Below are 14,515 nucleotides of genomic sequence, written 5' to 3'. Positions count from 1 at the left end.
AGCGACCTTCGTCAGGTATCTTGACGGTTCACGCTCATGATCAGCACTTTTGAAACATCTTCACCCAGCTCTTTTTTCGCCACTTCCAACAAGGACTTACGCAAGACATCCAGATTCCGGGATTCTGTGAACGTCCCATCAAATCCCCCGGTGTTTGCGTGATCAAACAGAACCTGAAGAAAGCCATCCCGCAACTTGGGCTCAATGGAATAAAAAGTTTCTTCAATTGCTGTGTTCGCCTCAAGGCTGAGGGACAAAGTGACCATCGCTTCGATTTCGTCATCCCCAACCACCGGAACGACAAAATGCTTGGTCAACTTTAGATACCCATAGGCTGGCTTTTTTTCCTTGGACTTTTCAGACTTCTCGTGACCGGCCTTCTCTTCTTTTGCCACTTCTTTTTCGGCGGCTGTTTTGTCGGGCTTGCCCGAAGGTGACAGAAACAGCCCGGCACCGACACCCGCACCCAGGCCGACAATCAGGAGAACGACTGGAACCAGTTTTGCAATCACGGTCGCACCTCAGAATGGCAAGAGTGAATCAAGAACTTGCTGGCCGTATCGGGGTTGCTGGACATCTGTAATCTGACCTCTTCCACCATAAGACACCCGCGCCGAGGCGATCTTGTCGTAGGTGACTTCGTTTTGTCGCGAGATATCCTGAGGGCGGACATACCCGGCCACCAAAAGCTCGCGCAGCTCAAAGTTGACCCGCAACTCCTGCGAGCCGGAAATCGAAAGAACCCCGTTCGGCAGAACATCCAGAACCGTCGCGGCGACACGCAGGGTTAGTTTCTCGTTTCGCCTCACAGATCCCCGCCCGGAACTTGTGGAATCCGCTTCGATGGACACGGCTTCATCCAGCGATGCCCCGTCAGGTAAGTGTTTTTGCACGCGCTGGGGCAAACCAAAGAGGCCAGGAACCTCAAGGTTTTCCGAGCCTGATCTGGACCGTCTGGTGTTGTTTGATATCTCAGCTTTTTCATCCAGCTCGATGACAACTGTTAGTATGTCACCTTTCTTGATCGCCCGCTGGTCGCCCAGCAAGGATTGCTGCCCTCCGCTCCAAAGAGATGAGCGGTCAACGGTGCGTTGTGGTTGCGTGTGCAAGGGCAGACCCGGCCACAGCATGGCAACCTGCTCGGGAGATTCTTCGTTTGGTGTAAAACTCGGGGGCTTGCCAAGATGATCCAGACGACCACACGCGGCCAAGGACAAAGCTATAAGAAGGAGAGTTTTCGACAGTCCGGTCATTACTTAACCTCGACTTGGCCATCCGCGCGGATTTGGCCGGTTACAGTTGTTCTGGACGACAGGTTCATGACCCGGATGCGATCCCCAGCAGCGCCACGCCCCAAGGCGCGGCCTTCCGCGGTTATCGACAAGGCTTGGCGGTCGAATATCAGGACGACCAGATCGTTGCGGTCAACGATGGCGGGGGGGCCTACATCAACTTCTCGGACCGGCCTGCCGGGATACAGTGCCACCCGCGCCTCTTGCCCGATCAGAAAATCAGGGTCAGTCACCGCGCCTAAGACATCCGTCGGGCTTGTTTTCAAGTCAGTTGCAGAAATGATTTCCTTGGCCCGGATCGTGCGGGTTGGAACCACAATGTCAGCCTGTGCTGTTATTGGAGCCAGTAGTGCCAAACATATGCCGATCCCTCGCATCATCGCACCTGCGTTGTCGCGCTCATCATTTGATCCACAGCCGAGATGACTTTGGCATTCATCTCATAGCCGCGCTGCGCCTCGATAAGTTCGGTTACCTCGCGCACTGCATCGACCGAGCTGTCTTCCAGATAACCCTGCCGCAATGTGCCCAGCCCATCACTTCCCGGAGTTCCCAGCACCGGGGCACCCGACGCCTCGGTCTCCTTGAACAGATTGCTGCCAATGGCTTCCAGCCCCTTGGCGTTCGAAAAGCTGGCAAGGACAAACTCACCCAGCAACTGCCCCTCGGGAGAGTCGTCGAAATAAGCATAGACCTCACCCGCGGCATTGATCGAAATTGACCGTGCGTCGTCGGGAACGGTGAGTTCCGGCGAAACCGCATAACCATCGGAGGTTACAATCAGACCCTCTGCCGACCGCTTGAGGCTGCCGTCACGCGTATACGCCGACTGACCGCTGGGCAGCGTGACTTCCAGATATCCGCGCCCCTCGATCGCCACGTCCAGATCACTGCCGGTGGCTGACAAAGCACCTTGTTCCAGTTGCACGGTAACAGCTGCGGGCCGCACGCCCAGACCAAGTTGAATACCCGTCGGCAATACTGTTCCGTCCGAGGCGTTTACGGTTCCGGCGCGCGCCATCTGTTGATAATGCAAATCGGCAAATTCGGCCCGGCGGGCGTTGTAGCCGGTGGTGTTCATGTTTGCCAGGTTGTTCGAAATCGTTTCGACCCGCATCTGTTGCGCGGTCATTCCGGTGGCGGCAATTTTCAGGGCTCTCATGTCAAACTCTCCTTTTACCGTTCAGCGCATCAGCGCCTTGAGCGCCCCGCGCACGCGTTCGTCTTCGCTGTCAAGAAAGCTTTGTCCCAGCTCATAGGCGCGCTGGATTTCCACCAAGCGGGTCACCTGCTGCATAGCGTTGACGTTCGAACCTTCGAGAAAGCGATGCAAAACAACGGGTTCATCAACCGGGTCTATCGCACCATTGGCACGAAACCGCGTATTTCCTTCGCGGACCAGCTCCTGCGGATCAGCGACATTGAAAACGCCCAACTGGCCCAGAAACTGGCCGTTGACACTCAACGTCCCATCACTGCCGACATCAATCGAAGCTGCATCGGGCGGGATAAAGACCGGGGCACCGTTGGCATCCAGAACACGCGCACCATCCATCGCAACCAGATCGCCTTCGGCATTTGGCGAGAAACTGCCCGCACGCGTCAGCCGGTTGCCATCCGGGGTTTCAACCATGAAAAACCCGTCCCCTTCGATGGCGAAATCAAACTGCCCTCCGGTTTTCGTAAGCACACCTTGTTGCAACGATGTGTTGCGCGCCTCGGCCCGGCTCATGGAGAGGGACGGATTGTTCGGAATGTCCCGCACGTATTCCGAAAACACCAGCCCCTGCTGGCGATATCCGGTCGTGTTGGCATTTGCGATGTTATTCGCCACCAGTCGCATTTCATTCATTAGCCCGGACTGGCGGGACAGGGTGACGTAAGCCGTGTCCATCAGCGGCCTCCTGCAATCAAGGGAACAAGCGTTCCGGTAAAAAACGTAACAAGGGTCTGAGTCATGAACCCCATCGAAATCCAGAACACGATGACAATGGCGATCAATTTGGGAATGAAGGTCAGGGTCATCTCTTGTATCGAGGTCAGCGCCTGGAACAGACCGACAATCAGGCCAGAAACCAGAGCCACGGCAAGGATCGGGACGGATGTAATGACCGCAACCCACAACGCCTGACGAACGATGTCATAAAAAAGCCCTTCGCTGAGCATCGGGTCAGACCGGCATTCTCAGGATTTCCTGATAGGCTTCGACCACTTTGTTGCGGACGATCACTGCGGTTTCTACCGCCAGTTCGGTCTGGGCCAGCGCCTGAACCAGTGCATGGGGATCAGCCTGACCGACCATCGCAGACTGAGACATCTGTTCGCTGTGTCTGAGCGTGGCTGCAAAGTCCTGAAAGGTCGCCCTCAATCCTTGTGCCGCCCCGCCATGATCGGGATCGGCCTGTGTGGCAGAGCGTGCGCCGGCATAATTCTGCGCGGCGTTGAGTGATCGGATATCCATTCTGGCAGTCCTTATTTTCTGAGCAATTCCATCAGCGACGACGACATCTGCCGCGTCTGATCAAACATCTTTAGGTTGGCCTCATAACTGCGCTGGGCTTCCCGGGCGTCCGCGATTTCAATCATCAAATCGACGTTTGAGCCCTGGTAGTGACCACTTTCATCTGCCAACGGATGACCGGGGTCGTAGATGCGGCTCAGCGAACGCTGGTCAAGCGTCACTCGGCCAGCCTGCACCATGTCCCCACCGTTTTTCTGCACGGTTTCAAACGGTACGGTTTTGCGTCGATAGCCGGGCGTGTCCGCGTTCGAGATGTTTTCGGACACATGCCGCAACCGCGCGGATTGCGCGCGCAAAGCACTGGCTGACGCAACAAGGGAATGGGAAAAATCGCTCATACCTGCCGCCCCTTATCCGCGACCCAAACTGGTGCGCAGAATGTCCATTGAGGATTTGTAGATCGCCAGCGCTCGGTCGTGCTGTCGTTTGACCTCGACCGATTTAAGCATCTCTTCCTCAAGCGACACACCATTGCCATTGGGATCACCTGATGGGACAGCTTCAACCTCAGCCCAGGTTTGCGCACCGATACTGCCATGCAGATGGCCCGGCCGCGTGGCGTCCATGGTCACGTCATGCCCGGTGGTTTCGAAAGCTTTCTGAAAGGCCTCGATATCGCGCGGCTGATAGCCCGGCGTATCCGCATTGGCCATGTTGCGTGCAATGACCGCTTGCCGTTGCCCGGCATGGGTTGCCATTGCGTACGCTGTCTTAAAGACGTTCAGGTCATAGAACATCGGGGCTTCTCCCTCGATCAATTTCAATCAAGGCTTAACCCTGATTCCTTTAGAAACCGTTTTCAGAACTCAGTTGGAGACTCCACGATGTCTGATCTCGACCCGGTACTTCTGAAACACGAACTCGACAGGATGACCGCAGTCCGTCACGTGGGGCTGGTTACCGGCGTCGCACAGGGTCTGATCGAAATCGGTGGTTTGAACACGCATGCCCGGGTCGGGGATTTGCTGACATTGCGGCGGCGCGTCGGGTCCGATCTTGCGGGCGAGGTGCTTCATGTCAGTGCTGGCCATATCAAAATGCTTCCCAATGCGGCGCCCGACGGCGTGAGCCTGGGGGATCGCGTCTACCTTGACCCATCACCAGATTTTGCACCAGGATTGCACTGGCTTGGACGGGTAATCGACCCCTTTGGCAGACCCTTGGATGGAAAACCGTTGCTGAGCGGATCGCAGACGCGCGATATCATGCAGGCCCCTCCACCAGCCGTGGCACGCAAACCTTTGGGGCAGAGGATGGCCACCGGCTTGTCGGTTCTCAACACTGTGTTGCCCGTCGTACGCGGGCAGCGGGTGGGGTTGTTTGCCGGGTCGGGTGTCGGTAAGTCGACCCTGCTTTCCACACTGGCCCGGTCCATGCAGGCCGATGTCGTCGTAGTCGCTCTGATTGGCGAGCGCGGACGCGAGGTGAATGAATTTGTCGCGCAGGCCATTGGCCCCGAAGCCATGAAACGCACAATCGTGGTGGCCGCCACCTCTGACCAGTCGGCATTGGCGCGCAGGCGGTGTGCCTGGTCGGCCATGTCGACAGCCGAGTATCTGCGGGATCTGGGTTTGAACGTTCTTTTTCTGGCTGATTCCGTGACCCGCTTCGCCGAGGCGCATCGTGAAATCGCTGTTTCTATGGGGGAATCCCCGTCTTTGCGGGGATATCCACCCTCTGTCACCCCCCTGATCGCCAGTCTTTGCGAACGCGCAGGTCCCGGAACGCAGGAACAGGGGGATATTACCGCGGTATTCAGCGTTTTGGTGGCCGGCTCGGACATGGATGAACCCATCGCTGACATTCTGCGCGGCGTTTTGGACGGGCACATTGTACTCAGCCGCGACATCGCCGAACGGGGGCGTTTCCCGGCCATTGACGTCAGCAGATCTGTGTCGCGGTGCCTGCCGGGAGCCGCATCCGAGGCCGAGAACCAGATGATCACAGAAACCCGAAAACTCGTGGGCTGTTACGAGCAGTCCGAAGTGATGATCAAGGCCGGGCTATACGCCGAAGGGTCTGATCCGCTGCTGGATCAGGCCGTTCGCGTTCACGAGGAATTGGACGCCTTTTTTGCCAAACCGGAAGCTGAGGGAATCGAAAACAGCTTTAACCGCTTGTCATTGATACTGCGTCGTGCATCGATCAGCTTGCCACGCTAGGCAGAATTCCAAACAGTTTTAAGTATTAAGGCCACCTTAAGACCTGCGCTGCTAGGCAAAAAGTCGGGTGATAATATAGGTGGTGGAGATGGGTGCGCAGACCAATGCGGCGCCAATCATCATCAAGAAGAAGCGTGTGTCGGGTGGTGATGGTCACCACGGCGGTGCGTGGAAAGTTGCATATGCCGACTTTGTCACGGCCATGATGGCCTTCTTCATGTTGATGTGGCTGCTGAACGCGACAACTGAACAGCAACGCAAAGGGTTGGCGGATTACTTCGCCCCGACAATCCCCCTGAGCCCCGAATCCGGCGGCGGAGACGGTGCTTTTGGCGGCGACAGCATGTTGTCGGAAAAGACATTGCTGCGGGATGGTGCCGGGGCCAGCACCAAACACGCAACTGAATCCCGTCAGGCACGCGGGTCAACCGGTTTGGATGCCATCGGTGGTGGCAAAGGTGACACCGAAGACTTCTCGACGCTTGAAGCTCAGCTTTTGGGGCGAACCGGTGAAAGCGAGGTGTCGGACAAGCTTCTCAGGCATATCGTGACACGTGTCACCGACGAAGGATTCGTTGTTGAGCTATTCGATACGGACACCCAGCCACTGTTCGACCCCGGTTCAGGGAAACCAACCGGGATCTTGCGGGCGCTTGCTTTGATCATAGCGCGTTCTTCGGATCTCGTGACCAACCCGATTGCTGTCACAGGCCATGTCAGCGCATCTCCTGTTGTGCAGGTTCGCAATACCGCCTGGGAACTGTCCACTGCCCGGGCGCAATCAGTCCGCCAGCTGTTACAGGACAAAGGCGTAGCGGCAAGCCGGATGGATCGCGTCACAGGTCATGCTGACCGAAAACTCTTCACCGACAATCCGATGGCGGTTCGGAACAACAGAATCGAAGTGATATTTCTGCGGCGACCCTAAAGGATAGAACGCATTTTACCTGTTAGCGCGCTGTTAAGGGGCAGCGCGTTACCTGTTGCATCGAAGCTTGACGCAACAGAAGGGCGCGCCAATGACAATTTCCTCTTCGCTGAATGCCGGTGTGGCGGCGTTGAAGGCCAACGCCAACAGGTTGGCAACGATTTCCGACAACATCGCAAACTCTTCGACCTACGGATACAAACGAGTGGAAACTGACTTTCATTCGATGGTCACGTCTGGCCAGGGTGGCAGTTACTCGGCAGGGGGCGTGCGCACGACCAGCCAGCGCATGATTGATCAGCGCGGATCACTGGTGACCACCAGCAACTCTACCGATCTTGCAGTGCGCGGACGCGGCATGTTGCCGGTACGATCCAGCTCGCAGGTCGGCGCAAATTCGAACGAGATGTTGCTGACGACCACAGGTTCCTTCCGGACTAACGACGAAGGATATCTGGTGACCGAATCCGGCCTTGTTCTTTTGGGATGGCGTGCTGCGGCAGACGGGTCCATCCCGCCCGTTCCACGCGACACGCCCGCCGCGCTTGAACCAATTCAGTTGAGCGTCAACCAGTTGTCCGGTGCCCCGACAACAAAGATGAACCTGCGTATGAACCTTCCCGCAACGGCAACAGATGCGGGTGCGCCGGGCGACACACAGCCTTTATCGGTCGAGTATTTCGACAATCTCGGGAAATCCGAAAGTATTGATATTCAGCTGATCCCGACCGTTCCCGCAACTGGCAGCAGCAATGAATGGACCATGGTTCTGCGCGATTCAGCATCCGGTGGCGCGATTATCGGGGAGTACACTTTGACCTTTACCGATAATCGAACGGCTGGTGGTACGCTGGCCAGCGTCACTCCTGTATCCGGTGGCGCTTACGATCCAGTAACCGGCAGTGTCATGGTCAATGTCGCTGGCGGCCCGATGGAGGTCAATATCGGACTGATCGGCGATTCCGATGGCATTACTCAGCTATCCGATACATTTGCTCCGGTTTCAATCACGCGCGATGGATCTGCCGTTGGTACGATGACCAGCGTTCAGGTCGATGAAAGTGGCTATGTCTATGCATTCTACGATACCGGTGTCAGCCGCCGAATGTTCCAGATCCCGCTGGCCGATGTTCCCAATCCCAACGGCCTGACAGCGCTGGACAGTCAAACCTACGCGCCTTCCCGCGAAAGCGGCACGTTCTTTCTGTGGAACGCGGGCGAAGGCCCAACCGGTGATATCGTTTCCTTCGCACGCGAAGAATCCACCACGGATGTGGCAACCGAGCTGACATCTCTGATCCAGACACAACGCGCCTATTCATCCAGTGCCACGGTGATCCAGACGGTGGACGAGATGCTTCAGGAAACGACCAACTTGAAGCGCTGATCCAGGCGCTGACCAAAGGAAAGGAGCGGCCTCATGAATATGTCGACGGCACTCAATAACGCATTGGGTGGGCTGACAGCGGCCAGTCGCGGGGCGGCTGTGGTCTCGGGGAATATCGCGAATGCCCTGACACCGGGCTATGCGCGCAGGTCCCTTGAACTGGCGACAAGTCCCATATCTGGCAATGGCGTGCGTGCGGTTGGGGTAATCCGGCATCAGGACCCGGTTCTGACGGCCAACAGACGGTCGTCAGACGCCGAGCTTGCCTTTCAATCCTCCATTTCGGATTTCCGCTCACGGTTCGAAAACCTTGTAGGAACAGCAGACAGCACGCCATCCCTTGCCAGCCGTATGTCTGCCTTGGAAAACAGCTTCATCACCGCAGCCAGTCTACCCGACTCGATCGAAAGACTTGATCAAGTGGCGCGCGCGGCGCGCGACCTTACGGCAGAGCTTAACGCGGCTTCTGAGGGTGTGCGACAGGCACGCTCGGACGCGGACCGCAAGATAGGCGATCAGATCGAAAGCCTGAACCTGGTTCTGAAAGACATCGAAGTTCTGAACGCAAAGATTCCGGCCATTCAAAATTCCGGCGGCGATATCGGGGCCTTGCTGGATCAACGGCAAGTCCTGATCGATCAGGTCAATACTTTGATCCCGGTCAACGTTGTGCCACGTGCCAACGATCAGGTATCGCTCTATTCAGACGGCGGGTTGATACTTCTTGAAGGTAAGGCGTCCGAGTTCACCTTTTCCACGACCGGTGAGACGAAACCCCACATGACGGTTGCAAATGGTCTCCTGTCCGGATTGGCTATGAACGGCAACCCGGTACGCACCAGCGGGGACACTGCGCAAATCCGTGGCGGCGCGTTGATGGCCCAGTTTTCAATTCGCGATGAATTGGCGGTTGAGGCGCAGCTGCAGCTTGATACCGTTGCCCGCGATCTTATCGAACGATTTGAAACGCCGGGCTTGGATCCCACGGCACTTGCGACAGATCCCGGTCTGTTCACAGACAACGGAAATCGGTTCGACCCGACAACCTTTGTCGGGCTGTCATCGCGCATTTCGATGAATTCGGTTGCGGACCCCGACAACGGCGGGAACAGCTGGAAGCTCCGCGCCGGGCTGGGTGCCGCAACGCCGGGCGATCCCGGACAAGCGTCGCAACTGCGTGCTTTCGGTGCCATTCTGAATGATGCGCGCACCGTACCTGGCGGGCTGTTTGGCACTGGAAACATGCGCGCCGCCGAGTTGACCGAGGCGCTTATGTCGAAAGCCGGGGCGCAATCCCACGCTGCAGAGCAGCGGAAGGTTTTTGCCAGCAACAGCCAACAACAAATGTCACAGATTGAGGCCGAACAAGGCGTCGATACGGATCAGGAATTACAGCGCCTCATGCAGATCGAACAGACATACGCAGCAAACGCGCGTGTCATTTCGGTCGTCGATGAGCTTATGGAAACGCTTCTGAGGTTATGAGCATGAACTTGACTGCTATCGGCGATCTGGCGCGCGGTATGACCCTTCGCACCCGCGCCACTGAAATCAAAACACAGATTGAAACTCTCTCTTACGAGATGTCCACCGGCAAAGTGCAGGACATATCCGGCCGACTTGGCGGAGATTACTCTCAGATCCTGGACCTGGACCGTTCGCTTGCCAGACTCGACGCCTTTGGCATCGCCACAGCCGAAGCGGCCCTGTTCACGGATGCCATGCAGTTGAGCCTGAAGACATTTGGAGATTCGGTTGGCGAAATAACCGCGTCTCTGTTGGCCTACGGAACGGCCAATCAGCCGGTAAATCATGCGCAGGCGTCAGATCATGCCAGGAATGAGCTCGACACGATGGTATCGGCGCTCAACACGCGAGTTGGTGGGCGCAGTCTGTTTTCGGGTACAGCCACGGATGTCTCGCCACTGCCCTCGACTGACACGCTGTTGGCTGCGTTGAAGACACAACTGACGGGGGCTGTGACCGTCGCCGACATACGCTTGGCTGCCGACACATGGTTCAATAGCCCTGCCGGGTTTGACGCCATGATTTATCAGGGTGCGAGCACCACACTCTCTCCTATGCAGATCTCGGAAAATGAAAGCGTTACGCTGCCACTCACGGCAACCGACCCGGCATTCAAGGCGGCCCTAAGGGATGTTGCAACAGCGGCATTAGCCACCGACAATACGTTGGCTCTTTCTTCCGACCAGCGCACCGCCCTGTTCACCCAGCTGGGCGTCGATCTGGCCAACGCACAGGATGCCACAGTAAACTTGCGGGCCCAGGTCGGCAGCGCCGAGGGCCGCATCGAACAGGCCGCCACGCGAAATTCGATGGCCCGAACCAGTCTGGAATTCAGCCGGAACGAGCTGATCGCAGCAGATCCTTATGAAACAGCGGCGAAATTGCAAACGGTGCAGTTTCAGTTGGAAAGCCTCTATTCGGTAACCGTTCGCAATGCGAACCTTTCGCTGGTGAATTTCCTGAGATGAGGGCGCTGATACTTCTCCTGATCCTTGTTCCCGGTATAGCCTGGGCGGGGGCAATCCGCCTCAAGGACCTTGTCGATTTCGACGGTGTACGGGGTAATGATCTTGTGGGTTATGGCCTGGTTGTCGGTTTGAACGGAACCGGCGACGGATTGCGCAACTCTCCTTTCACCGAAGAGATCATGTCCAACATCTTGGAGCGTTTGGGTGTCAACGTAACGGGCGAGGATTTCCGGCCCAAGAATGTGGCAGCGGTTTTGGTGACAGCCAGTCTGCCGCCTTTCGCCAGAGTCGGCGGCCAAATTGATGTAACGGTTTCGGCGATAGGCGATTCAAACAGTCTGTTGGGTGGGACACTGGTTATGACCCCACTAAACGCAGCAGACGGGCAAATCTATGCGGTTGCACAAGGCACAATCCTTGCAGGTGGCGTTTCCGCTGAAGGAGAGGCTGCGTCGGTCGTGCGTGGGGTGCCAACCTCGGGTGTAATCCCGTCCGGCGCGCGTGTTGAGCGTGAAATTGAGTTCGACTTGTCAACTTTAACCCAAATGCGCCTTGCGTTGAGAGAACCCGATTTCACCACGGCCGCGCGTATCGAATTCGCCATAAACACCGAGTTCAACAGAGCTGTAGCAATCATGCGCGATTCAGGCACGGTTGAACTCAACATTGCTGCAACTCAGGCAGTGTCGACGGCCCATGCCATTGGGCGTATCGAGAATATTCTGGTCGAGCCGGAAGCAAAGGCGCGTGTGGTGGTCGATCAGCGCTCTGGCACCATCGTAATGGGGCAGGAAGTCCGGATATCGCGTGTGGCTGTCTCTCAGGGTAATCTGACCCTGACAGTTCAGGAAGCACCGATTGCCGTGCAACCCAATCCGTTTGCCAGGGGCGAAACAGTGGTCGTTCCGCGCACTATTGCAGGGATCGAAGAGGAAGAAGGAACCGGCCTTGCCGAAATCCCCGAAGCTACGACCCTGTCCGAGGTTGTCGCAGGTCTAAATGCGCTGGGGGTATCGCCCCAGGATATGATCGATATCTTGAAAACCATCAAAGCGGCGGGCGCCTTGCACGCAGAATTTGTTGTCAGGTAGCCGATATCTTTGGTCCAACGGGTGTGCCACAAACACGCCCGTGACGTTAAGGCCTATTTCGATTTCCAGCTGTCCAGCCAGCGCTGAAATCTGTTTCGGCGTTCTTCAATCGCGTCACCGGCCGCATAAAAGCCGTCTTCCACATTCTCGATCATCGGATCAATTCGGGCCTTTCGGAACCTGCGCCAGCGCACCCAAACCGCCCAGACCAGCGCGGCGAAAATTGTCAGGAAAATGATGTTGAACCAGGGAATAACCTGCACATCCGGCCCGTCCACATGTTTGATGAAAATGGCGTTGGGAAAGATCGACATGAACTCGTTGCGCCACCCGTAATGGGTCACGACCACCCATTTCGGGTTTTCCTTGGTCGATTTCGCATCATTGGCTTCGGTGTAAAGGTTCGCCGTGTCGAACTTGAAGTAGGGTGGCCACCCCCACCCGGTGTCTTCGTTTCGGTACACGATCGGCTTGCCATTTTCGCGCACAGCCTGAATGAATTGCACATCCCGGTTGGACAGGCTGGTGGATTGGTCTTCGGGTTCGGACCAGAAAATCCGTGTCCAGTCGTTCAGATCCTGCCGCTCTTCGTAGGTGTTTACGATACGCACAACATCATGTTGCGGCAGCGAGTATTGCAGGATCACGGCGATCGTTCCCCAGAAGATGATGATGAACGCCCATTTCACATAGGCCATGCCTAAACCCTCACATGTAATTCACGATGTAGATCAGTGCGCCAATCGCCACCCATGGCACAATATAGACACCCAGGATCAGTTTGCGCCGGAACGAATTGTCATACACATGCAATCCGCGTTCGACAAAAGCGTCCTTGTTGCCTGTCTTGCCCTTCTCATCCCACCAGCTTTCCAGTTTGCGACGGCGTATCCCGCGCGAGTAGAAAGACAGCGCGACATAGGCGATCGACTGGATCACCAACAAGATCAGCAAAAGGCGCAATAACCCGAACATTTCAGCCTTTCCTTACCGAACCCCACGGACCAACACGCGCGATTATGTCATCGCTGACCCGGTCTTCTCCGCTCATATCCGGCTCATGGCCGAACAGCGCGGCACGGGCCCCTTGCTTGTCCACCTGATACTCGCGCGCGAGGAAGTCGGCAACATAGGCTTTCTTGCTCTCGGGCCATCTGGAATAGGTGCTATAGAACAGCTCTTTGTGGCAAATGAACATCTGGCGCGGGTCCAGCGGGGCCAGTTCGGCCAGCAGCATGTTCACCAGATCACGGTTCGGCGTGTCAGCGGCGCGCAAAGTGTAGAAATAAGCCGGATGATCCGACGTGATACGCGGCCACGGCCCCCCGTCGCTTGCCCAGCGCAACAGTTGCGCAAGGCCGTGATAGGCTTCGGGCAAGCCATCCGAGTGAGTGCGCGCCAACCGCCGCATATCGCTTCGGTCCAGCCCGGTCAGGTCGACATCCGCATCCGCCGCCGCATCGACAGTCAGGAAATCCATCTTCTGCTGCAGGATTGCGGCGGCGTCTACACCGCGCGCCTTGACGATGGGTTCGACCAGATCATTGTAATCCAGAAACTTGGCAATCTGGTTCCGCTGCAACGGGTCAAAAACGTATTTGATCGGCAAATCGCCAGGTTTTTCACCCATGCAGATCGCCGCCGGGTGATCCAGGTCCGGGAACAAGTACAGCCCGCCGAAATGCGCCGTCCAGAAGTTGCGTTGCTCAAAATCCGTGTGGCGCAGATGGACGGGGTTGCGCGTGACGTCGCCGGTCTCCTTGGCGGTCTCGATCATCCTGGCGATCAGCACATCGTCGAACCAGGCGTCCTCGGCGGTTTTGAAGCGTTCGACCATACCCGCCAATTGCTGCGCCTTGCGCAAGGTGCCGCCTGCGGTGTCGGCCTCAATCTCGATCTTGCGCAGATTAAACAAATCACGGGGACTGCTGAGCTTGAAGACCGAGTTCACCAGCTCTCCGGCCACCGCATCAGTGGCGGTCAGGGCAAACAACTGCGCCTCATTCATCTCGATGAATTCGCGCAGGATATCGCGCGAGGTCGAGAATTTGACGTTCAGCAAAGGCGCGCGTTTCTGCTCGGTCGTCAGCAGGATGAACTGCCGGTTGACCCCGTTGGGGTTGAGGTAGAGCTCATCCTCCAACTCAATCCCCACCTCCGGCGAATAGCCCGAGATATCGACATGAAAATCCGAAAGCTGAGTGGTCTTGCCCGCCAGATGCTGCAGCGCGCGGTTATACCGCTCGACTAAGGCCGGGCTGGAGATGTGGATGAGGTTGCCAAACATCAGGCCTTTTTTGATGAGGCGGATCATGGCGTGAGCTTACTGTTGTTCTTAAGGCGTGCGGTTTCCGACTTGCAATGACCCATTACGAGGCACTCCTATTATCGCGGAAAGCTCTTCTTAGCCTAATTGTCAAGGCGATGAAAAACACAGGAAGCCATAGAACTATCGCCCAACCAAACTGTTCGTACTCATCGAAAACTGGGCAAGGCAATCCACTCGTAAATGGATCGCCGCAAGGCCCTCTAGCGAACACGGTTGCATAGACGTAAGCGAAGAATGTCAATATTGTCATGACCAAAGTTGTGAGCACAACGTCGGTTACTACCGCCAAAACAATGTGCACTTTTTCGAG

At 56.7% G+C, this 14,515-nt stretch carries 18 protein-coding genes; 6 read left to right on the top strand and 12 right to left on the bottom strand.

Annotated elements, in window-relative coordinates; all coding sequences use genetic code 11:
• Positions 1–11: 11 nt before the first annotated feature.
• The 9 genes from ACR3E2_RS14250 to ACR3E2_RS14210 are packed head-to-tail and all read right to left on the bottom strand — an operon-like array spanning position 12 to position 4,550.
• A complete protein-coding gene (locus ACR3E2_RS14250) occupies positions 12–512 on the bottom strand; it encodes a flagellar basal body-associated protein FliL (RefSeq protein ID WP_480483917.1) in 501 nt (166 codons plus the stop codon).
• Between the two features lie 9 nt (positions 513–521).
• Positions 522–1,253: a flagellar basal body L-ring protein FlgH gene (gene flgH / locus ACR3E2_RS14245; RefSeq protein WP_480483916.1), complete on the bottom strand. Its 732-nt coding sequence runs from the start codon at positions 1,251–1,253 to the stop codon at positions 522–524.
• Complete coding sequence (flgA, locus tag ACR3E2_RS14240) at positions 1,253–1,669, bottom strand: flagellar basal body P-ring formation chaperone FlgA (protein ID WP_480483964.1); 417 nt, start codon at positions 1,667–1,669, stop codon at positions 1,253–1,255. Before flgA ends, flgH begins: the two co-directional genes overlap by 1 nt.
• Positions 1,669–2,454: a flagellar basal-body rod protein FlgG gene (gene flgG, locus ACR3E2_RS14235; RefSeq protein ID WP_480483915.1), complete on the bottom strand. Its 786-nt coding sequence runs from the start codon at positions 2,452–2,454 to the stop codon at positions 1,669–1,671. Before flgG ends, flgA begins: the two co-directional genes overlap by 1 nt.
• Positions 2,455–2,475: 21 nt before the next feature.
• Positions 2,476–3,186 (bottom strand): flagellar hook-basal body complex protein, encoded by a 711-nt coding sequence (locus ACR3E2_RS14230; protein ID WP_480483914.1) that lies wholly within the window; start codon positions 3,184–3,186, stop codon positions 2,476–2,478.
• Positions 3,186–3,458, bottom strand: coding sequence for a flagellar biosynthetic protein FliQ (locus ACR3E2_RS14225; protein ID WP_480483913.1), 273 nt, complete (start codon positions 3,456–3,458; stop codon positions 3,186–3,188). Before ACR3E2_RS14225 ends, ACR3E2_RS14230 begins: the two co-directional genes overlap by 1 nt.
• Before the next feature lie 4 nt (positions 3,459–3,462).
• Positions 3,463–3,753 (bottom strand): flagellar hook-basal body complex protein FliE, encoded by a 291-nt coding sequence (fliE, locus tag ACR3E2_RS14220; protein ID WP_480483912.1) that lies wholly within the window; start codon positions 3,751–3,753, stop codon positions 3,463–3,465.
• An 11-nt stretch (positions 3,754–3,764) separates the two neighbouring features.
• Positions 3,765–4,151 carry a flagellar basal body rod protein FlgC gene (gene flgC / locus ACR3E2_RS14215; protein ID WP_480483911.1) on the bottom strand — a complete coding sequence of 129 codons (387 nt, stop codon included), beginning with the start codon at positions 4,149–4,151 and terminating at the stop codon, positions 3,765–3,767.
• A gap of 12 nt (positions 4,152–4,163) precedes the next feature.
• On the bottom strand, positions 4,164–4,550 hold the full coding sequence (locus ACR3E2_RS14210; protein WP_480483910.1) for a FlgB family protein: 387 nt from the start codon (positions 4,548–4,550) through the stop codon (positions 4,164–4,166).
• An 87-nt stretch (positions 4,551–4,637) separates the two neighbouring features.
• Between ACR3E2_RS14210 and ACR3E2_RS14205 the strand changes: the two genes are divergently transcribed.
• The 6 genes from ACR3E2_RS14205 (at position 4,638) to ACR3E2_RS14180 (ending at position 11,876) form a co-directional block, all read left to right on the top strand.
• A complete protein-coding gene (locus tag ACR3E2_RS14205; RefSeq protein ID WP_480483909.1) occupies positions 4,638–5,975 on the top strand; it encodes a FliI/YscN family ATPase in 1,338 nt (445 codons plus the stop codon).
• 88 nt (positions 5,976–6,063) lie between these two features.
• Positions 6,064–6,903 carry a flagellar motor protein MotB gene (locus tag ACR3E2_RS14200; protein WP_480483908.1) on the top strand — a complete coding sequence of 280 codons (840 nt, stop codon included), beginning with the start codon at positions 6,064–6,066 and terminating at the stop codon, positions 6,901–6,903.
• A gap of 91 nt (positions 6,904–6,994) precedes the next feature.
• Positions 6,995–8,290 carry a flagellar hook protein FlgE gene (locus tag ACR3E2_RS14195; RefSeq protein WP_267366907.1) on the top strand — a complete coding sequence of 432 codons (1,296 nt, stop codon included), beginning with the start codon at positions 6,995–6,997 and terminating at the stop codon, positions 8,288–8,290.
• A gap of 33 nt (positions 8,291–8,323) precedes the next feature.
• Positions 8,324–9,775: a flagellar hook-associated protein FlgK gene (flgK, locus tag ACR3E2_RS14190; protein ID WP_480483907.1), complete on the top strand. Its 1,452-nt coding sequence runs from the start codon at positions 8,324–8,326 to the stop codon at positions 9,773–9,775.
• Between the two features lie 2 nt (positions 9,776–9,777).
• Positions 9,778–10,785, top strand: coding sequence for a flagellin (locus ACR3E2_RS14185; RefSeq protein WP_480483906.1), 1,008 nt, complete (start codon positions 9,778–9,780; stop codon positions 10,783–10,785).
• Positions 10,782–11,876 carry a flagellar basal body P-ring protein FlgI gene (locus ACR3E2_RS14180; protein ID WP_480483905.1) on the top strand — a complete coding sequence of 365 codons (1,095 nt, stop codon included), beginning with the start codon at positions 10,782–10,784 and terminating at the stop codon, positions 11,874–11,876. The genes ACR3E2_RS14185 and ACR3E2_RS14180 overlap by 4 nt, the downstream gene beginning before the upstream one ends.
• A gap of 53 nt (positions 11,877–11,929) precedes the next feature.
• Here the strand turns inward: ACR3E2_RS14180 and ACR3E2_RS14175 are convergent, their stop codons facing one another.
• From ACR3E2_RS14175 to ACR3E2_RS14165, 3 genes are read right to left on the bottom strand one after another with little or no spacing between them, the layout of a single operon-like run.
• A complete protein-coding gene (locus tag ACR3E2_RS14175; RefSeq protein ID WP_480483904.1) occupies positions 11,930–12,574 on the bottom strand; it encodes a DUF1523 family protein in 645 nt (214 codons plus the stop codon).
• 10 nt (positions 12,575–12,584) lie between these two features.
• Entirely contained in the window at positions 12,585–12,851 is a 267-nt protein-coding gene (locus ACR3E2_RS14170; protein WP_480483903.1) for a hypothetical protein, read from the bottom strand.
• Between the two features lies 1 nt (position 12,852).
• On the bottom strand, positions 12,853–14,190 hold the full coding sequence (locus ACR3E2_RS14165; protein ID WP_480483902.1) for a DUF6638 family protein: 1,338 nt from the start codon (positions 14,188–14,190) through the stop codon (positions 12,853–12,855).
• Between the last annotated feature and the right edge of the window lie 325 nt (positions 14,191–14,515).

The sequence above is a fragment of the Ruegeria sp. AL7 genome (assembly GCF_056536105.1).
This window is presented reverse-complemented; position numbering and strand designations above follow the sequence as displayed.